Consider the following 17152-nt stretch of genomic DNA (forward strand, 5'->3'; position numbering starts at 1 on the left):
TGCCGTCAGAGCTTCTGATATCATAACTGCGAGTAAAGCTCATTTTCGGTCCCATGGTTAATTCCGCTGTTCTCGTCCTGAACCAGAACTACCAACCGCTCAACGTCTGCAACGCCAGACGCGCTTTCGTTCTGGTCGATCGCGGAAAGGCAGAGGTGCTGGAACACAACAGCGCCTCTCTTCACAGTCCCAGCCTGACGTTCCGCTTGCCTTCCGTGATCCGCCTCGTGTACCTGATAAAGAGGCCGCGCCCCCAAATGCGGCTCACGCGGAAAGAGATCTTTAACCGCGATCACTACACGTGCCAGTACTGCGGAAAGCGTACCCACGACCTGACCCTCGACCATGTGATCCCCCGCAACAAAGGGGGACAGCACGTGTGGGACAATCTGGTCTCGGCGTGCAAGGCGTGTAACCATCGAAAGGCGGGCAGAGCGCCGCAGGAAGCGCACATGAAGCTGATGCGGGAGCCCGCCAGACCGCCTGCGACCTCTTACTACCTCTTCTACGACTACCTGGAACGTGAAGAGGGGTGGCGCAAGTTCATCCCCGGCTGGGAGATGCCCGACGGCTACGCCTAGTCAGGACTGAACGGGGAAGACTGAAAGGGCCGCCAGGCCTTTTTCATTTCCCGCCAAAGCCGCCTGATGGGATGACGTTCTCACAGGATGACGTCTCGCCGCCGGGCCGGCAACGGGCCCCGCGACACCCGCACCAGGGCATCACGTTTGGCAGCGACGGCAGAAGCTTGTTACGCGGTTGCCCGCCGTTATTTCGCTGATGCGGCCGCCGCAGTTCGGACAGGCCTCTCCCCCACGGCGATGCACCTTCACGAAGTCGCGCACCTCCTCCAGGGGAAGCTTATCGCGCGTCCGTTCCTCCACGATGGCAGCCGCCTCGGTGAGCACGGAACGCATCGCAGCGTAGAGACGACGTGCCTCTTCGGAGGTGAGCGTGGAACGCTTGCGGAACGGGAAGATACCGGCGGCGAACAGCACTTCGTCGGCGTAGGCGTTGCCGATGCCGGCAATGAACCGCTGGTTCAGTAGGATGTTCTTCACTTGCCCGTTGAACCGCTTCAGCCGTTCCTCGAACGCCTCCTCCGATAGCTCGGGCGACAGGGCGTCCGGCCCCATCTCGGCGAACTGCGGCACGTCGTTCAGCCTGTCGGAGGGGACAACGTACAGCTTCCCCATGAAGCGCTCATCGACGTAGCGCAACTGATAACCGTTGGAGAGGCCGAGCACAAAGCACGTGCGCGCCGGTCTCTTCTCGTCCGATGAGGAGTACTGCAAGCGGCCGGTGAGCATGGGGTTGAGGGCCATGACGTGTCCGCTCTTGAGCGGGAAGAGGAGGAACTTGCCCAAACGCCGCGTCTCGGCGAAGGCGTTGCCCCGGAGAAGCGATTCGAAATCGGATTTTGGGAGGCGGATCACGACGGGTATGAGCGCCTGCGCTTCCTCGATTACCAGGCCGGGAAGGCGGCGGTTGAGGAAGCTCTTCATCGCCTCCAGGTCGGGGAGCTCAGGCATCGACGTTAAAGGGAGGTGATTGCGGCCGGCCCCGCGTTCTCGAACCGGGGGTATGAGCCGAAGACCTTGAAGAAGTACGATTGTGAACGCACCCCTTCCAGCGCCTCGGACACCACGGGGTCCGTGCGGTGCCCCTCCAAATCGATCAGGAAGACGTATTTCCCCAGCTCTTGCTTCGTCGGCCGCGACTCGATCTTCATGAGGTTGATGTTGCGTTCCGAGAACTCGCGCAGCACGTCGACGAGGCTACCCGGGCGGTCGTGGGCGACGGAAAGGGCGATGGAGGTCTTATCGCGTCCGGTCGGAGGACTATCGTCCGCCGCCAGAACGACGAAGCGGGTCTCGTTGTTGCGGTTGTCCTGTATCCCCCTCGCCAGCACGTCGATCCCGTACAGCTCGCTCGCCCGCAGGGTGGCGATGGCGGCGCTCTTCTCGTGCTGCATCATCTGCTCGACCGCCGCCGTGGTCGAGAGGGACGCCTCCAGCCGCGCCTTGGGGAAACAGCGCTCAAGAAACCGCCGGCACTGCCCCAGCGCCTGAGGGTGCGAGAAGATGGTCTCAATCTCGGGGGCGGCGGTGCCCGGCTTGGCGAGAAGACAGTGCTCGATGGGAAGCACGAGCTCGCGGCGGATCGAGAGGCGCGATTCGTGGATGAGAACGTCGAGCGTATCCGTGACCGAGCCCTCCAGGCTGTTCTCGATCGCCACCACGCCCTCATCGGCCATCCCGGAGTCGACGGCGGAGGCGACAGCGGCAACGGTGGCGAACGGCAGCCTCTCCGCTTGCGGGTCATGGAGCAGGGCTGCCTGCTCCGTGAAGGTGCCGGGAGGGCCCAAATATGCGAGGCGGTTCACCATCGGCCTATCTCAAGGTCTTGGGAGACGCGGGGGCACCGGTGAGGGCAGAGCGCAGCGCCTCCTCGCTCTCGAGCATCGTCACCGCCACCACTTCGTCTCCCGCCTGGATGACCGTGTCGGACGTGGGGAGCCGCGGCTGTCCGTCTTCGCCGATGATCAGTGTTATCAGCGATTGCTGGGGCAAGAGGATATCCTTTATCTTCTTCCCCACTACAAAGGCGTCGGGTGGGATCTTGACCTCGACGATCTCGAGGCCGCTGCCCCGCAGCGTCATCAGCGGGATCAGCGGGTGAGAGGGCAACTCCTGCTCGACGTGAGCGAGGATGACGGCCGTGGAGCTGATGGTGGCGTCGATGCCGAGTTTCTTGAAGATGCGCTCGTTCTTAGGGTTGTTGATGCGGGCGACGGTGTGCGGGACGGTGAACTTGTGCTTCGCCACCTGACACGCCACAAGGTTGTCTTCGTCGTCGCCGGTGAGGGCGATAACCATGTCGGCCCGCGCCGTTCCCGCCCGCTCGAGTGTAGCCGCCTCGCAGCCGTCCCCGAGCATCACCACTTCGCCCAGGTCCTCCGCTATCTGCGCGCACTTTTCCGGGTCTTGCTCGATAATCAGCACTTCGTGCTGGTCTTCCAGCAACTGCCGCGCAAGATAGTAACCGATTTTCCCGCCGCCGACGATGATGATGTACACTTTACGCCTCGTCGGACAGAGTGTCGTCCGCTTCCAGCGCCTCTTTCAGGCTGTGGGCGACGATACGCGTGGGACTCACCGTGCGCAGGCCCAACGCGCGGTACATCTCTTCTCTTATCGGGTCATGGATGAGAGTGATGACACGGGGAACATTGAACAAGTGCTTCGCGATCTGGGCCGCCATCACGTTGCGGTTGTCGCCGCGGGTGGTGGAAAGGAAGGCGTCTGCTTCTTCTATTCCCGCTCTCCGCAAGGCGTCCTCATCGATGCCGTTGCCGACTATCTTGGTGCCGCCGAAGTCGTCCGGCAGGAACGAAAAGGCGGCGGGTTCGGTGTCGAGGATGGTGACCTCATGGCCTTCCCTATCGAGTGCGGCCGCAACCTCGGCGCCCCTTCGGCCGGAGCCCATGATAATGATCTTCATTTGTGCCGCCAGATCCATACATGACAGGGGGCGTTTCTCAGCACATACTGCGAGACCGTCCCCAGGTGAAACCCTCCGAAAGAGCGGTCGTACTCAACGCCGACGATAATCAGGTCCGCTTTCCGCTCCACCGCTTCGTCTACGACGGCGTGGCCCGCCTCGCGCGCTTGCAGAAGCTCGCCTTCTACCTCGAAGTCCATTTCGCGGGCTATCTTCTCTGCCTGGCGCAGTATTTCCTCCCCCCGTTCCGTTTCCGGCGTGAGATCGGCATCCAGCGGTAGCGACCGGCGAACCTCGATGACGTGCACGACGTATACTCGTCCCTTGTTGCGCTTGGCAATGTTGCAGCCGAGCGCCACGGCCTCCATGCTTGCGCCGGACCCATCGGCGGGCACGAGAATCGTCTTCATCTGCCCTACGGGGTCGATTCGCGGCAAGGTTCTCCCTATTAAGGAAGCGAGAGTACTCATTTCGAACCGCTGCACATAATTATATGTTGCTGTTTCGAAAAGCCGCAACAGAATTCAGGGCAAGGCACGTCCCTCTTCTCCGGGCCTAATCGGCTAGGCCGGCAAAAGGACTTCAATGGTCTAGCCGGCAGCGCCGATGTAGAGACGAAGGAGACCGTTTGAAATCAGCAGCCCTCCGAAGAGAAGCCCCAGCGCGGGCCGGTCCGGCTGCAGCAGGGAGAACACAAGCACAACGGCCCCGATGAATAAAGAGGCGTAGGCCAGAAATTGCCGGAATCCCCGCATTTTGTTCCGTTCCCGTCCCCCCGTTTGGCGATTCTCTAGAATATGATCGTAGGCCGCCGCCACCAGGGTGTCAACCAGAACGCGGGGGAAAGGACAGCAGCGTAAGCGATTTAACGCCCTTGCGTGCCTGCTTCCGCTGATCGTAGAATTAGGTCAGGCTAGGAATAGGGAGGACGCCATTCGATGGAGGCGGAGAAGGGCACGTGGGTCGTCAAGAAGGGCCTGGCGCAGATGCTCAAGGGCGGCGTCATCATGGACGTCGTCACGCCCGAGCACGCGAAGATCGCCGAGGAGGCGGGAGCCTGCGCCGTCATGGCGCTGGAGAGGGTACCCGCTGACATCCGCGCCGCCGGCGGCGTGGCCCGCATGGCCGACCCCGACGTCATCCTCAAGATAATGGACGCCGTTACCATCCCCGTGATGGCGAAATGCCGCATCGGGCATTTTGCGGAAGCGCAGGTGCTGGAGGCGCTGGGAGTCGACTACATCGATGAGTCGGAAGTGCTCACGCCGGCCGACGAGGCCCACCACGTGAACAAGCACGCGTTCAAGGTCCCCTTCGTTTGCGGCTGCCGCGACCTCGGCGAAGCGTTGAGACGCATCGGCGAAGGGGCGGCGATGATCCGCACGAAGGGCGAAGCGGGTACCGGAAACATCGTGGAGGCAGTACGGCACATGCGGGCGGTGATGGACGGCATCCGCCGCATCAAGGCCCTGCCCGAAGATGAGCTGATGGCGGAGGCGAAGACTCTGCAAGCGCCGTACGAGCTGGTGAAGGAGATACACGAGACCGGTGTACTGCCCGTCGTGAACTTCGCTGCCGGCGGCGTCGCCACCCCCGCGGACGCGGCCCTGATGATGCTGCTCGGCGCCGACGGCGTCTTCGTCGGCTCGGGTATATTCAAGTCGACGGACCCCGAAAAGCGGGCGCGGGCAATCGTCAAGGCGGTGACCCACTACAACGACCCCAAGATCATCGCGGAGGTATCGCGCGGGCTCGGCGAGGCGATGCCGGGTCTGGACATAAAGGAGATCCCCCAGGAGGCCCTTCTCGCCATCCGAGGCTGGTAGAACTGCAGATGGGTGAGACCCGAATCGGCGTGCTGGCCCTGCAGGGTGCGTTTATTGAACACGTAAGGGCCCTTTCCTGCCTCGGCGCTCAAGCGGTTGAGGTGCGCCTGCCGCGAGACCTCGAAGGCCTGCGCGGTCTCGTCATTCCCGGCGGCGAGAGCACTACCATCGCCCGCCTGATGAACGACTACGCGCTGACTCCACCGATCAAGGCAATGATCGAGGAAGGGATCCCCGTCTGGGGCACCTGCGCCGGCATGATTATGCTCGCGCAAAACAACGGAAGCATCCCTTACCCGACGCTCGCCGCCATGGACGCGGTGGTGGAGCGGAACGCGTTCGGCCGGCAGGTGGACAGCTTCGAAGCCGAACTGCGGATCGCCGCGCTCGGCGACCCCCCGTTCCGCGGCGTCTTCATCAGGGCGCCCGTATTCAGGAAGATCGGGGCAGGCGTGAAAGCGCTGGCCGAAATCGACGGCGGCAGCATCGTCGCCGCGCAAGAGGCGAACCTGCTGGCCACCGCCTTCCACCCCGAACTGACCGATGATATGCGGTTTCATCAGTACTTCCTTCGGATGGTCGACTCCGCCAGCAAGCCGGGAAAGCGAGGCTAGCCGGAACGCGACATGACAGTCATCCGCGCCATCCGCCCCACCGACCTCGTGGCCCTCGCCTCCCTCGACAGTAGCGCCTGCCCCAACGAGGCGCGAGGCTGCGAGCAGGTGGGCAAGAGAGAGGTGGAGAGCCGCCCCATCGAAAAGGCTGTCGAGCAGTGGTTCTCATTCGCCACCGGCCGGCATACCCTCGTAGGCATCGAGGGCGCAGCGGTGAAGGGGCTGTTGTCGGCGCACAGGCGCGGCTATCGGACCGCCTGGGAGATAGACTGCCTCGTCGACGCATCCAACGGGCAGCGGGAGACCATAATGTCGCTGCTCGAAGAAATGGCGCAGCATGTCGCTCGAAAAGGAGCTGAACGAGTTTTCCTCCGGCTCTGCAAAGACAGCCCGCTCCTGCCTGTAGCGGCGCGGGCGGGTTTCACACCTTACCTCACGGAGAGACTCTACGCCTGCCGCTCGCCCAGAATCAGCCGTCGAGAGCGAAGGCCCGCCGGCCCTGTCCTTCGCAAGAAGACACGGGCGGATGAGTTTGCGCTCTTCCAGCTCTACAATCTGTGCGTCCCCGAGCTGGTGCGGGCAGCCGAGGGGATGACCTTCGGCGAGTGGAAGGCGAACCAGGAACGAAAATGGCTGGAAAGCCGGATATCGGAGAGCGTAGCGGAGCGGGACGGACGCATCATCGCCCGGGCGCGCGCGGCCACCAGCGGCGACACCGCCCGCTTCGACCTGACGCTACACCCTCATGAGCGCGCCAGCCAGGAAGCCATCCTCGACGAGCTTCTCTCGCAGCTCGAAGGCAGCGGTCTCCTGCTCGCCCTCCTGCCGAAGTACGCCGAGGGCATCGCCCGCAGTCTGCTGCGACGCGGCTTCCACCTGGGGCAAGAGTACTCGCTGCTCATAAAGAGGACCGCCGTTCCCGTGAAGGCGGCCCAACTTGCGCCGGCCATCTGGGGTTAGGGGGCGAGCGCTATGGAAGCCACCGCCATCAAACGAATAACAGACGACCTCGATGAATTCATGCGCTGCATACCGCCCCGCATACTCGACCCGCTCAAGGAGCAACAGGACAATCACGACCTGCTGGAGGTCGTCCTCGACCTGGGGCGGCTGCCCGAGGCCAGGTATCCAAAGAAAGAGATCGTCCTCAGCGACGACGAGGTGACGGAAGAGGATATCCAGTACGTGGTGCACCGGATCGGCGAGTTCGGCGAGGACAACCGGGCGGGTATCGAGCGGACACTGCACCGCATCTCCGCCATCCGCAACCGGCAGGGGCGCATCGTGGGACTAACGTGCCGCGTCGGACGGGCGGTCTTCGGCACGATCAAGGTGATCGAGGACATCATCCGCACCGGCAAGAGCACGCTCCTTCTGGGGCGGCCCGGCGTCGGCAAGACGACGATGCTCCGCGAGGTGGCCCGCGTGCTCGCCGACGACATGAATAAGCGCGTCGTCATTGTCGACACGTCGAATGAGATCGCGGGCGACGGCGACATCCCGCACCCTGCAATCGGCACCGCCCGCCGGATGCAGGTGAAGAGCCCCCTCATGCAGCACGCCGTCATGATCGAGGCGGTCGAGAACCACATGCCGGAGGTCATCGTCATCGACGAGATCGGCACGGAGCTCGAGGCGCTGGCCGCCCGCACGATCGCCGAGCGCGGCGTCCAGCTCGTGGCGACGGCCCACGGCAACACGCTGGAAAACCTGATGATGAACCCCACGCTCTCCGACCTTATCGGCGGCATCCAGTCCGTTACCCTGAGCGACGAGGAGGCGCGGCGGCGGCGCACCCAGAAGTCGATCCTCGAGCGGAAGGCGCCGCCCACGTTCAACGTCGTGGTCGAGATCCAGACGTTTGACAGGGTGGCGGTCCACCCCAACGTCGCCGAGACGGTCGACGCCATTCTGCGCGGGTACCAGGTGGAAGCGGAAGTGCGGGAACTCGATGAGGAAGGGCGGGTGCGCCGGCTCAGCCCCGCCGACCTGGCGCGCGAGAAGTCGAGTCTCGAAACGTTCGGGCCGCCTGCCGCCGAAACGAGGGCAAGCCCCGCCGCCATCTCCCGCACGATTTACCCCTTCGGCATCTCACGAAAACGGCTGGAGCAGGCGATACGGCAGACGGCCTCGCCGGCTCTCGTCAGCGACCACCTCGACGACGCCGATGTGGTGATGACGCTGCGAAGCTTCTACCGGCGCAAGCCGCAGGTCCTCCGGGAAGCGGAGGCCAGGGGGCTGCCGATCTACGTCCTGCGGAGCAACACGATTTCGCAGATGGAGCAAAGCCTTATCGCCATGCAGGGCGACCACGGCCGGTTCGATCCCGTGTCCGCCGCCCTTCAGGAGGCGGAGAAGGCGATATCAACGGTCATGACGGGAGACGGCGAAGTGGAGCTTTCCCCGCAGAACGCCTACATCCGCCGCCTCCAGCACCAGCTAGCGCAGAAGTACAGCCTCTCCTCGCGAAGCCTGGGCCGCGAACCCCTGCGGCGCGTCCGCATCTTCCGGGGGAGCGCATCGCCGGAAGACGAAGACAGGACAGAAGGTGCCGAGCACAAAGCCTCCTGAGCAAGGGTCGGGCGTCTTCATCACCATCGAAGGGGGCGACGGCGCAGGAAAGACCACTCAGGCGACACTCCTGCAACGACGGCTCGAAGCCGCGGGACGGAAGGTCGTGCTTACGCGCGACCCGGGGGGCACGCCCGTCGGCGAGGAAATACGCGGCGTCCTTCTCAGCGCAGCCCGGAAGGAGGGCGAAGGCCATTCCCCTTCCTCGCTCGCTCCCCAGACGGAGGCGCTCTTATTCGAGGCGTCCCGCGCCCAGCTCGTCCGCGACGTCATCCGGCCCGCCCTCGAGCGCGGCGAAATCGTCGTCTGCGACCGCTACAGCGACTCCACCCTTGCCTATCAGGGCTACGGCCGCGGCCTCGACATCGAGGCGCTGGAGGCAGCCGACAGGCTGGCAACGGGCGGCCTGAAGCCCCACCTCTCGGTCTTCCTCGACCTTCGCGTCGAGACCGCCCTCGGCCGCAAGGGCGAGAGGGAGGAGCAGGACCATGTGGGCGGGCAGAGTCGCGCCTTCCACGAGCGCGTGCGCCGGGGCTTCGCGGACCTTGCGGCGAAGGAGCCGCGACGGTGGCTGATCGTTGACGCCGCGCTTCCCGTCGAGGCGGTCGCCGATCTAATCTGGGAGCGGGTGCAGTCTCTTCTGGAACCGGGCGGTTGAGGCCGCCGCTGCCGGTGGAAAGCGCTGTCGTTGCGGAGGGAATCAGCAAGAGCTTTGGCCGTGTCGAGGCGGTCAAAGACGTTACCTTCAGCATCGAGCCCGGCCTCACTTACGGCCTCCTCGGCCCCAGCGGCTGCGGCAAGACAACGCTAATACGCCTCATCCTCGGCATACTCAAGCCGTCGGCGGGCCGGATAGCGGTCTGGGGAGAACGTCTCCCTTCAGAGGGGCTGCTCAGCCGGATCGGCTACATGCCGCAGTACCTCGCCCTCTACGCCGAGCTCTCCGCCCGCGAGAACGTCGCCTTCTTCGCCCGGCTGTACGGCCTCGCCGGCGGCCGCGAGGTGGACGATGCGCTCGCCCTGATGGAGCTCTCGGACAGGGCGGGCAGCCCCGTACACGAGCTCAGCGGCGGGATGCAGCGGCGCGTTTCCCTCGCCTGCGCCCTCGTCCACCGGCCGCGACTGCTCCTCCTGGACGAGCCGACGGTGGGCGCCGACCCCCGTTTGCGCGCCGTCTTCTGGGACCACTTCTACAAGCTGAACGCCGAGGGGGCCACCGTTATCGTCACCAGCCACGTCATGGACGAGGCGGCGCGCTGCCACCGCCTCCTACTGATGCGCGACGGGCGGCTGCTGGCGCAGGGGACGCCGGACGAGCTCCAGCGCGCAACGGGCGCGGCGACGCTGGAGGAAGCGTTCCTGACCTACGCGGGTGAGCCGCATGGATAGACGCCGCACGCTGGCGATCGCCGTCCGCATCGTGCGCCAGTTCCGGCGCGACCCCCGCACGCTGGCGCTCATCGTCATCGTGCCGGCGGTCGTGCTGTCGCTGGTCGGGTACCTGCTGCGCAGCACTGAGACCACCGTTTCCCTAGCGTTAGTTGAGGACGGCGGACGGTCGACGCTTTCTGCACTGGTCGAGAGAGCGGCGGCGCAGGCGGACTGGGACGTGCGCGTCTTTCAGGGGGAAGCAGAGGCGGTCGAAGCGGTGGAGGACGGTGACTTCGACGGGGCGGCGCTCGTCGGGCAGACGGAAGATGGGCGCCAGGAGGTCCGGCTCGTCCTCGAAGGCGCCAACCCGCAGAAGAGCATGGCGGTCCGCAGGCTCGTCTCGCAGAGCGCCGCCTTCGCTTCTCTGCTCGAGTCGGTGCAGCCGGCGCCACCCGCCGGGGGGGACGCGTCCGTTCCGGAGGTCGATGTGCGCTACGTGTTCGGCGGGCCCGAGTTCGATACGGTGGACTTCCAGGCGCCGCCGCTGATCGGCTTCTTCGCCTTCTTCTTCGTCTTCCTCCTCACTGCCGTGAGCTTCCTCCGCGAGCGCACGGGCGGCACCCTCGAGCGCCTGATGGTGACTCCCACGCGCCGCAGCGAGCTTGTGGTCGGCTACATGCTGGGCTTCGGCGTTCTCGCCGTGCTCCAATCGGTCATTATCCTGCTGGTGGCGCTGTTCGTCCTCGATATCGATTATCGTGGGAACCTCGGACTCGTCTTCCTCCTCGTCATCACGCTGACAGTGGCAGCCGTCAACCTGGGCATCTTCCTTTCGACGTTCGCTCGCAACGAATTGCAGGCGATCCAGTTCATCCCCCTGGTGATCGTGCCGCAGGCGCTGCTGAGCGGCGTCATCTGGGAGATCCAAAGCATGCCGGACTGGCTGCAGGGGATTGCGCACGCGCTGCCCCTCACGTACTCGAACGACGCCCTGCGCGGCGTGATGCTGGAGGGACAGGACCTGGCGAGCAGGGAGCTGTTGACGAACCTGGCCGTCCTGCTGGCATTCGCGCTGTTCTTTGTCGTGCTCAGCGCTCTGACGTTGCGGCGGCGGCTGGACTAAGCGCCGCGCGTTGTACATTTCGGACTTTTCCGAAGAAGGGAGGCGACATGGAGCTTGGACTTGCGGGAAAGGTCGCAATCGTCGGCGGCGGCAGCCGCGGCATAGGCAAGGCGATCGCGATGGGGCTCGCGAAGGAGGGGTGCCGGGTCGCCATCGCGGCCCGCGGCGAGGAAGCGTTGCGACAAGCGGCCGTCGAGATCATCGATGCGACGGGCACGGAAGCGCTTCCGGTTGTCTGCGACATGGCGAAGCACGACGACGTCCGCCGTCTGGTGGCGCAGACGGTGGAGCGCTTCGGACGGCTCGATATCGTGGTGAACAACGCCGGCGGGCCGCCGTTCGGCAGCTTCGAGCAGCATTCGGAAGAGGCGTGGCAGGCGGCCATCGAGACGAACTTCCTGAGCGCCGTGCGCACAATCCGCGAAGCGCTACCTTATCTACGGCGCCAGGGGGGCGGACGGATCATCAACCTCACCTCTTACGCTGTGAAGCAGCCGCTGGACGGCCTGATCCTCTCGAATTCGGTGCGCCTCGCGGTAGTCGGACTGGCGAAGACGCTGTCCCGCGAACTGGGGCCGGAGAACATCCTCGTGAACAACGTCTGTCCGGGACCGACGCTGACGGGCCGGATGGAGTCGCTTATGCGTTCGCGGGCGGCGGCGCAGGGGAAGAGCTACGAGGAAATACTGGCGCAGGAGAACGCGCAAATCCCCGTCGGGCACATGGGAGCGCCGGAGGACGTGGCGGCCCTCGTCGTGTTCCTGGCGTCGGAGCCGGCGCGTCACATCACGGGGGCGACGATCCAGGTCGACGGCGGCGCGACGGCGGCCGTCTTCTGAGAGCATCGAGCGGTCGCGAGCGCCGCGCGCAAGGGCATCGATGGCTGCCATCGCATTTTGCGCAAAGACGGCCTCTTGAGCCGCTATCGCTGCCGACTCCGCCGGTTCTTCTGCAAGTTAGGCTAGATTTGACATCGGAAATAGAGAAAGATTATACTAACGACAGGGTTCAACTTGTCCAGCTGGTACGTATCGCACAGGCCCGTGCCTAGTGAACGGGGGATCCGATTTCCGCAGGGGTGAATCTCACGCCAGTGAGTAGGGCGCCCAACCCTAACCCGATAGCTAACCCCGAGAGGCAGCGAAGGGATTTGGCCAGCAGGAGGTTCTGGTAGATTTCTGTGCCGAAGGAGAGATGATGGAGACGACGCTGCCCAGAGTCTGTCCCCGTTGCCGGGGTTCCATGATCGCTGAGAGAGACTGGTACGGTACCTATAGCAGTTGCCTCTCCTGCGGCTACGTGCACGAAGCCGTATCGCCGCCTGCAATCGAGCTTCTGGAAGAAGACGAAACCGGCCGCGTACGGCAGCGCCGGCGCCAGCCCTCGCACGGAAAGCTGCGGCTATAGTCTTCGCACCTCGCTTCACCGCTTCCTGACGCCCTCTCCGCGTCCAAAACGTAAGGCGGCGGACCGCTGTATATGACTCCTTAATGGATCTTGCCTCATCTTTAGCTTCGTTTCACAGTCTCGCTGTCTCTCCCTGCCATACGCTCGCTCCAGTCAGCCGCATCCGGAAGAATACCCCGAAAACGGAGTGACATTGGAGGGACCTCGATGCCGGAAACCGGCAGTGAGGAAAGAGCGAGTTTTCTCGAACATGAAGGCCTAACTCTCATATTCTTCGGTTACGCCCGCCTGCCTCAAGCCCTTTCGCCCGTCGGCTCGGCGGGAGTTGTCGCCGTCGAAATAGAGATTGGCGAAGATGACCACCGGGTCCTCGGCGTCATCGTAAACGGCCTACCCACCAGGGCAGGACGCGTCCTGCGCGACCTGCTACGCAATAGGAGACTCGACGACGAGCTTCCACGGGTTATAGAGCAGCTGCCCCATCGGTACATCGGGCTCCCGCAGAAGGCGCTTTGCACCGCCCTGCCAAACGTCTACGACGCCTACAAGCGCCACGTCATCCGGCCGCCTCACGGCAACGGCGAACACAACGGCAACTGTACAGGCTGATAAGCCCCTCTGATCACACCTTCCCTGCGGCTTCCTCGACCAGGGGCCCCTGCGACCGCTCCTCCTGTCCCCGATCGCCTTCTCGAACCAGGAGAAATAAGGGCGACTTGACTTCCGCGTAAGGGTTTTCGCTGATAGAGCAGACTTCCTGAACAAGGGTAGAATGCTGCCGCCAGCTTCTGTTAGAGCCAGCACACATCGGCGAAGGAGCGACCGATGGCACAAACGGCAGTTAGCCAATGTCAGCACCACTGGCTCTTGAGCGAGCCCCGGAACGGGTCGATTGAGGCCGTCTGCCGGCGCTGCCACGCCACGAGACGCTACTCCGACCGGCTCGAACTGGTGGAGCGCTTCGACGATTACCGCGAGCTGACGGCCGGGGGTGAGCCCATACAGCACTGGCGTTACCAACAACTGATGGATGACCCCCTTGAAGGCCGCACTTGTCAGTAGGGGCGGCTTGTGATAGATTTTGCGGCCGTTGGCAGGGAAGACACGTAGGCAGCAGCAGCGACTGAGGCAAGGAGTGCTCGGATGGAAGGCTCAACAGCAAAAGGTCCAGGCGCAGGGAAGGTAGGCCGCACCGACGCGTCGAACTGGCGGCGCCCGGGCGCGCGAATTCGGGTCCTCATAGTCGACGACCACGCCGTCCTGCGCCAGGCGCTGCGGCTGCTGCTCGACGCACACCACGAAGTAGAGGTCATCGGCGACGTTAGCAACGGCCGCGAAGCGGTCGAGGCGGTGGAAAAGCTGCAGCCGGACGTAGTGCTAATGGACATGGTCATGCAGGGCCTTAACGGCCTGGAAGCGACCCGCCAGATCCGACGGCGGGTGCCCAAGACCAAGGTGTTGATGCTGACCGGGTACATGGAGGACGACCAGATCATGGGGGCGCTCAGGGCAGGAGCCTCCGGGTACGTGGTCAAGAAGTCCGACGTGACGGAATTGCTGCTGGGCATCCAGGCCGTGCACCGCGGCAACACCTACTTCAGCTCCGCCATATCGGACAACGTTGCCATAAGCGAGCTTCTGTGGCAGGCGCAGAAAGGGGACGGCAAGGCGGGTTTCGAGCTTCTCACGAGCAGGGAGCGCGAAGTCCTGCAACTCATCGCCGAGGGATACTCCAACCAGCGCATCGCCGACGAGCTGTTTATCAGCGTGAAGACAGTTGAAGCGCACAAGGCGCACATTATGAGCAAGCTCCACGCGCAAAACCGCACCGACCTCATCCGGTACGCCATCCGGAAAGGCATCGTTAACCTCGAGGCCGCGCCGGACCTCGCGTCGGAGGAACCTCGAAAGGCTGTTTGAGAAGAGTCTGCGACGAAGATGAGCGCCCACGGCAGTGAACCCGGCGACGGAGGAAGATGGATGCCGACTCCCCTGGAAACGGACAAGACAAGCATTGAGCTGCAGGGCATATTCCTGCGCCGGCTGAGGCGCCTGCTTCAGTTGCGCAGAGACCACGAGGGGCAGCTCAACATCGAAGGTATCCGGCTGCTCGACCGCTCCATCTACGCCACATACTGCGATTGCATCAGCGTGGGCGCGCCGGAAGCCGCCCAGGAAGTGCTGCGTCGCTTCCCCGTTACCCTCTCCGCTTTCCCCGACGAATTCAGTCTGTAGTCGCGGCACCCCCCGCAGCGCCGCACCCCTTCGACGGGCCTGTTTTCGCCCTTCTTCTTTAAGGGCAATTCCCTCTGATCTTTCCCGCGCCGATGCCGATAATGTCGGTGCAGGCAGAAAGGTTCTCGCCGCACACTCCAAGAAGCCGGCGGCGGGCGAGACGGACACAATCGCCTGCTCAGGATGAGAAGATGCTTATTCTGACCCGTAAGGTCGACCAGGGGATAGTAATCCAGGGGAACATCGTGGTGAGGGTCCTCGGCATTGAGCGCGACCGCGTGAAGCTGGGGATCGCCGCCGCCGAAGAAATCGTCATCCTCAGGGAAGAGCTCTGCCAGGACAACGGTGGGAACAACAGGAGAGCGCCTCAGAGGGCGGCGAACGGCTAGACTTCCAGATGCGAGACCGCACGGTCGACTAGCGTGTGACGAGAGTCAGGCTCGGCCTTTCGCCCTTCACAACCGCGCCGGTTCCCCTGCCGCGGATTATTCTCAGCTTTGGCCTGCCGGACACGGCTGCGCTTCCGGCCTGCGCCCGTACTTCCACCGCTGCTCCTGCCAGAGCGACCGACTCCTGCGCGCTTTCCCACGTCGATATCACCTCCGCCCAGAAGGCGGCGTTGCCCTGCCCGGCGTCGCTCCTCTCCACCGCAGAAACGAACTGCCTGCATTGCTCAAGTCTGGCGTCCACCGCCACTACGGGAGGCGTAACGGTACTTTCCGACGACCAGTCCCCCAAAGGAACGGGCGGGTTAAGGTGAAGGAGGCTTCCGGCGGCAGAGTCGGAGCCGGCGGAGATTATCTTTAGCGGTCCCCGCGGGTCGCGTTCGTCCACCAGGACCGTCTTCGAATCCGTAACAAGCGCCCACTGCCTCGTCTCCTGCACCTCGAGCGCGCTCACCTGCAGCGATACCAGCCTCCCCTCGGGGTAGCGCATCGTGACAAACAGGGCAACGGGCTCGATAGCGCTCTGTCCGTAGCAGGCGCTGGCGTTCACGCTCTCGGGATGCGATTCGACCAGTCGAGCCACGAGCGCCATCTCTTCCAGCGTAAGGGCGGCCGTGAACGCCTGGCCGGCAGCCCCGGGAGCAACGAGGGCGCGCAGATAGCGAAAGCGCCAGAATCCGCTCTTTTCCGAGAGCATCCGCCGCAGGAACGTCAGGGCGGGATGGAAGAGACGCTCTTCGGCAAGCATAAGCACGAGCGAGCGCCTTGCCGCCACTCGCGCCAGCTCCCGCATCTGCTCGCTGGAGACGAAAGGCGCGACGCCGCATGCCAGCACGTGCTTATCATGAAGAAGCGCCTTCCGTATCACGGAGAACGGCTCGCGCGGCGGGTCTGCGAAGACGATGGCGTCGTTCTCAGCGCCCATGCTCAGCACGGCGGCGTCGCGTTCGATCCGCAGCCCGGGGACCGCCTTTGCCAGCTCGACGCCGAGCGTCGGCTGGGCCGCGGCGACGCTGATGCTGACGCCCTCGACTGCCGCCAGCGCGCGCGCGTAAGCGAGGCAGCCGCTGCCGGCGCCGGCAAGGGCCACTCTCAACTTCGGCTGACCACCGTTCGTCATGGCTTCATCCTGTGCGCGCCGGATGCGACGCGCTGCGGGAGGATCCCCAAAAAGAGGCGGACAGCGCATCCAATGGAGGTTTCCCGCACTCGAACGGACACCGCTACGCCGCTTCCGGCATGTCTTCCATCAACGCCGCCCGCAGCCGGCGCAGCGCCCGCTGACGAAGCTGCGACGCCCTCGATTCCGATATGCCCAGCGCCTGCCCGATGCTCTTCAGCGATTTCGACTCGATGTAATAGAGCTGCACGATGACTCTCTCCCGTTCCGGGAGGTTGCTCACCGCTTCCTGAAGCTTTGTCTTCACCATCGAGCGTTCCACCACCCGATTCGGGTCGATGCTCGGGTCCTCGTCCGCCATTTCGCAGAGCCTTTCGCTGTTGCCGTTTACCGCTACGTCCGCCAGATTGTCGAGCGACACGATCCTGACGTTGCAGTGTCTAAGGGAGTTCAGGAACTGGGGCAGAGGCACGCCGAGCCGTTCGGCGATCTCCGCCTTGCTTGGGCCCCTGCCCAGCTCGTTATGGAGAGCGCTTGTCGCCGCCTCGATGTCGGAGGCGAACTTCTGTAGAGAGCGCGGCAGCGGATGCGCGGCCCGCAGCGCATCGAGGATGGAGCCGCGGATGCGCGGCAGGGCGTAGGTCGAGAACTTCGCCCCCTTGTTCGCGTCAAACGAATGGTAGGCCTCTATCAGCCCCTGCACACCGCAGCTCACCATATCCTCGTACTGAAGGATGGACGAGCTGCTCGCCCCGATGAGGATCCGGTTGACCACGTGGCGCACCAACGGCATGTAATCACGTACAAGCTGGGAGAGAGCGGTTTCCTGGTCGTCAGGGGGAGAACTGCCGATGCTGGCCGCTGTGGCGTCGGCTTGGGAAGGCAAATGGCACCTCCAAGTCTAAGTGAATCTGGATCACCCCGCCACAGGCTTT

General features: G+C 64.1%; 22 protein-coding genes and 1 riboswitch. Of the genes, 15 read left to right on the forward strand and 7 right to left on the reverse strand.

Going from position 1 to position 17152, the window contains the following annotated elements; all coding sequences use genetic code 11:
* The first annotated feature begins 53 nt into the window (after window positions 1-53).
* On the forward strand, window positions 54-581 hold the full coding sequence (locus QME71_05390) for an HNH endonuclease (GenBank protein MDI6857730.1): 528 nt from the start codon (window positions 54-56) through the stop codon (window positions 579-581).
* 141 nt (window positions 582-722) lie between these two features.
* Here QME71_05390 and QME71_05395 read toward each other — a convergent pair whose 3' ends face one another.
* From QME71_05395 to QME71_05415, 5 genes are read right to left on the reverse strand one after another with little or no spacing between them, the layout of a single operon-like run.
* A complete protein-coding gene (locus tag QME71_05395; protein ID MDI6857731.1) occupies window positions 723-1532 on the reverse strand; it encodes a DNA-formamidopyrimidine glycosylase family protein in 810 nt (269 codons plus the stop codon).
* A 5-nt stretch (window positions 1533-1537) separates the two neighbouring features.
* Complete coding sequence (gene pheA / locus QME71_05400; protein ID MDI6857732.1) at window positions 1538-2389, reverse strand: prephenate dehydratase; 852 nt, start codon at window positions 2387-2389, stop codon at window positions 1538-1540.
* A gap of 4 nt (window positions 2390-2393) precedes the next feature.
* A complete protein-coding gene (locus QME71_05405; protein ID MDI6857733.1) occupies window positions 2394-3080 on the reverse strand; it encodes a TrkA family potassium uptake protein in 687 nt (228 codons plus the stop codon).
* 1 nt (window position 3081) lies between these two features.
* Window positions 3082-3504 carry a TrkA family potassium uptake protein gene (locus QME71_05410; protein MDI6857734.1) on the reverse strand — a complete coding sequence of 141 codons (423 nt, stop codon included), beginning with the start codon at window positions 3502-3504 and terminating at the stop codon, window positions 3082-3084.
* A complete protein-coding gene (locus QME71_05415; protein ID MDI6857735.1) occupies window positions 3501-3941 on the reverse strand; it encodes a universal stress protein in 441 nt (146 codons plus the stop codon). Before QME71_05415 ends, QME71_05410 begins: the two co-directional genes overlap by 4 nt.
* 501 nt (window positions 3942-4442) lie before the next feature.
* On the opposite strand from QME71_05415, the gene pdxS reads away from it, so the two are divergent.
* The 14 genes from pdxS to QME71_05485 all read left to right on the forward strand — a co-directional run bounded on the left by pdxS (window position 4443) and on the right by QME71_05485 (window position 15040).
* Window positions 4443-5330 carry a pyridoxal 5'-phosphate synthase lyase subunit PdxS gene (gene pdxS / locus QME71_05420; GenBank protein MDI6857736.1) on the forward strand — a complete coding sequence of 296 codons (888 nt, stop codon included), beginning with the start codon at window positions 4443-4445 and terminating at the stop codon, window positions 5328-5330.
* Between the two features lie 8 nt (window positions 5331-5338).
* A complete protein-coding gene (pdxT, locus tag QME71_05425; protein MDI6857737.1) occupies window positions 5339-5944 on the forward strand; it encodes a pyridoxal 5'-phosphate synthase glutaminase subunit PdxT in 606 nt (201 codons plus the stop codon).
* 12 nt (window positions 5945-5956) lie between these two features.
* Window positions 5957-6904: a hypothetical protein gene (locus QME71_05430; GenBank protein MDI6857738.1), complete on the forward strand. Its 948-nt coding sequence runs from the start codon at window positions 5957-5959 to the stop codon at window positions 6902-6904.
* A 12-nt stretch (window positions 6905-6916) separates the two neighbouring features.
* Window positions 6917-8515, forward strand: a complete 1599-nt coding sequence (locus QME71_05435) for a R3H domain-containing nucleic acid-binding protein (protein MDI6857739.1) — start codon at window positions 6917-6919, stop codon at window positions 8513-8515.
* Window positions 8493-9173: a dTMP kinase gene (gene tmk / locus QME71_05440; GenBank protein MDI6857740.1), complete on the forward strand. Its 681-nt coding sequence runs from the start codon at window positions 8493-8495 to the stop codon at window positions 9171-9173. Before QME71_05435 ends, tmk begins: the two co-directional genes overlap by 23 nt.
* On the forward strand, window positions 9170-9904 hold the full coding sequence (locus QME71_05445) for an ABC transporter ATP-binding protein (protein MDI6857741.1): 735 nt from the start codon (window positions 9170-9172) through the stop codon (window positions 9902-9904). The genes tmk and QME71_05445 overlap by 4 nt, the downstream gene beginning before the upstream one ends.
* Window positions 9897-11009, forward strand: a complete 1113-nt coding sequence (locus tag QME71_05450; GenBank protein MDI6857742.1) for an ABC transporter permease — start codon at window positions 9897-9899, stop codon at window positions 11007-11009. The genes QME71_05445 and QME71_05450 overlap by 8 nt, the downstream gene beginning before the upstream one ends.
* A 47-nt stretch (window positions 11010-11056) precedes the next feature.
* Entirely contained in the window at window positions 11057-11848 is a 792-nt protein-coding gene (locus tag QME71_05455; GenBank protein MDI6857743.1) for an SDR family oxidoreductase, read from the forward strand.
* A gap of 195 nt (window positions 11849-12043) precedes the next feature.
* A riboswitch (cyclic di-AMP (ydaO/yuaA leader) is annotated at window positions 12044-12164 on the forward strand.
* Between the two features lie 87 nt (window positions 12165-12251).
* Window positions 12252-12416 carry a hypothetical protein gene (locus QME71_05460; GenBank protein MDI6857744.1) on the forward strand — a complete coding sequence of 55 codons (165 nt, stop codon included), beginning with the start codon at window positions 12252-12254 and terminating at the stop codon, window positions 12414-12416.
* Between the two features lie 207 nt (window positions 12417-12623).
* Complete coding sequence (locus QME71_05465) at window positions 12624-13025, forward strand: DUF3870 domain-containing protein (GenBank protein ID MDI6857745.1); 402 nt, start codon at window positions 12624-12626, stop codon at window positions 13023-13025.
* 216 nt (window positions 13026-13241) lie between these two features.
* Window positions 13242-13478: a hypothetical protein gene (locus tag QME71_05470; protein MDI6857746.1), complete on the forward strand. Its 237-nt coding sequence runs from the start codon at window positions 13242-13244 to the stop codon at window positions 13476-13478.
* Between the two features lie 81 nt (window positions 13479-13559).
* Window positions 13560-14336 carry a response regulator transcription factor gene (locus QME71_05475; GenBank protein ID MDI6857747.1) on the forward strand — a complete coding sequence of 259 codons (777 nt, stop codon included), beginning with the start codon at window positions 13560-13562 and terminating at the stop codon, window positions 14334-14336.
* A gap of 60 nt (window positions 14337-14396) precedes the next feature.
* Window positions 14397-14651, forward strand: a complete 255-nt coding sequence (locus tag QME71_05480; protein MDI6857748.1) for a hypothetical protein — start codon at window positions 14397-14399, stop codon at window positions 14649-14651.
* A 191-nt stretch (window positions 14652-14842) separates the two neighbouring features.
* A complete protein-coding gene (locus tag QME71_05485; GenBank protein ID MDI6857749.1) occupies window positions 14843-15040 on the forward strand; it encodes a carbon storage regulator in 198 nt (65 codons plus the stop codon).
* A 28-nt stretch (window positions 15041-15068) separates the two neighbouring features.
* Here the strand turns inward: QME71_05485 and QME71_05490 are convergent, their stop codons facing one another.
* Both QME71_05490 and QME71_05495 read right to left on the reverse strand, forming a co-directional pair.
* On the reverse strand, window positions 15069-16217 hold the full coding sequence (locus QME71_05490) for a hypothetical protein (protein ID MDI6857750.1): 1149 nt from the start codon (window positions 16215-16217) through the stop codon (window positions 15069-15071).
* A gap of 103 nt (window positions 16218-16320) precedes the next feature.
* The gene (locus QME71_05495) at window positions 16321-17103 is read right to left on the reverse strand and encodes a FliA/WhiG family RNA polymerase sigma factor (protein MDI6857751.1); all 783 of its coding nucleotides are present in this window, start codon (window positions 17101-17103) and stop codon (window positions 16321-16323) included.
* Between the last annotated feature and the right edge of the window lie 49 nt (window positions 17104-17152).

It is taken from the genome of Dehalococcoidia bacterium (assembly GCA_030018455.1).
Taxonomy (GTDB): Bacteria; Chloroflexota; Dehalococcoidia; order DSTF01; family JALHUB01; genus JASEFU01.

Bases quoted from the DNA above. Each gene is read 5' to 3' on its own strand.
- QME71_05390 (MDI6857730.1), top strand. From the start codon at position 54: ATGGTTAATTCCGCTGTTCTCGTCCTGAACCAGAACTACCAACCGCTC.
- QME71_05395 (MDI6857731.1), bottom strand. From the start codon at position 1,532: ATGCCTGAGCTCCCCGACCTGGAGGCGATGAAGAGCTTCCTCAACCGC.
- pheA (MDI6857732.1), bottom strand. From the start codon at position 2,389: ATGGTGAACCGCCTCGCATATTTGGGCCCTCCCGGCACCTTCACGGAG.
- QME71_05410 (MDI6857734.1), bottom strand. From the start codon at position 3,504: ATGAAGATCATTATCATGGGCTCCGGCCGAAGGGGCGCCGAGGTTGCG.
- pdxS (MDI6857736.1), top strand. From the start codon at position 4,443: ATGGAGGCGGAGAAGGGCACGTGGGTCGTCAAGAAGGGCCTGGCGCAG.
- pdxT (MDI6857737.1), top strand. From the start codon at position 5,339: ATGGGTGAGACCCGAATCGGCGTGCTGGCCCTGCAGGGTGCGTTTATT.
- QME71_05430 (MDI6857738.1), top strand. From the start codon at position 5,957: ATGACAGTCATCCGCGCCATCCGCCCCACCGACCTCGTGGCCCTCGCC.
- QME71_05435 (MDI6857739.1), top strand. From the start codon at position 6,917: ATGGAAGCCACCGCCATCAAACGAATAACAGACGACCTCGATGAATTC.
- QME71_05450 (MDI6857742.1), top strand. From the start codon at position 9,897: ATGGATAGACGCCGCACGCTGGCGATCGCCGTCCGCATCGTGCGCCAG.
- QME71_05455 (MDI6857743.1), top strand. From the start codon at position 11,057: ATGGAGCTTGGACTTGCGGGAAAGGTCGCAATCGTCGGCGGCGGCAGC.
- QME71_05460 (MDI6857744.1), top strand. From the start codon at position 12,252: ATGATCGCTGAGAGAGACTGGTACGGTACCTATAGCAGTTGCCTCTCC.
- QME71_05465 (MDI6857745.1), top strand. From the start codon at position 12,624: ATGCCGGAAACCGGCAGTGAGGAAAGAGCGAGTTTTCTCGAACATGAA.
- QME71_05470 (MDI6857746.1), top strand. From the start codon at position 13,242: ATGGCACAAACGGCAGTTAGCCAATGTCAGCACCACTGGCTCTTGAGC.
- QME71_05475 (MDI6857747.1), top strand. From the start codon at position 13,560: ATGGAAGGCTCAACAGCAAAAGGTCCAGGCGCAGGGAAGGTAGGCCGC.
- QME71_05480 (MDI6857748.1), top strand. From the start codon at position 14,397: ATGCCGACTCCCCTGGAAACGGACAAGACAAGCATTGAGCTGCAGGGC.
- QME71_05485 (MDI6857749.1), top strand. From the start codon at position 14,843: ATGCTTATTCTGACCCGTAAGGTCGACCAGGGGATAGTAATCCAGGGG.
- QME71_05490 (MDI6857750.1), bottom strand. From the start codon at position 16,217: ATGACGAACGGTGGTCAGCCGAAGTTGAGAGTGGCCCTTGCCGGCGCC.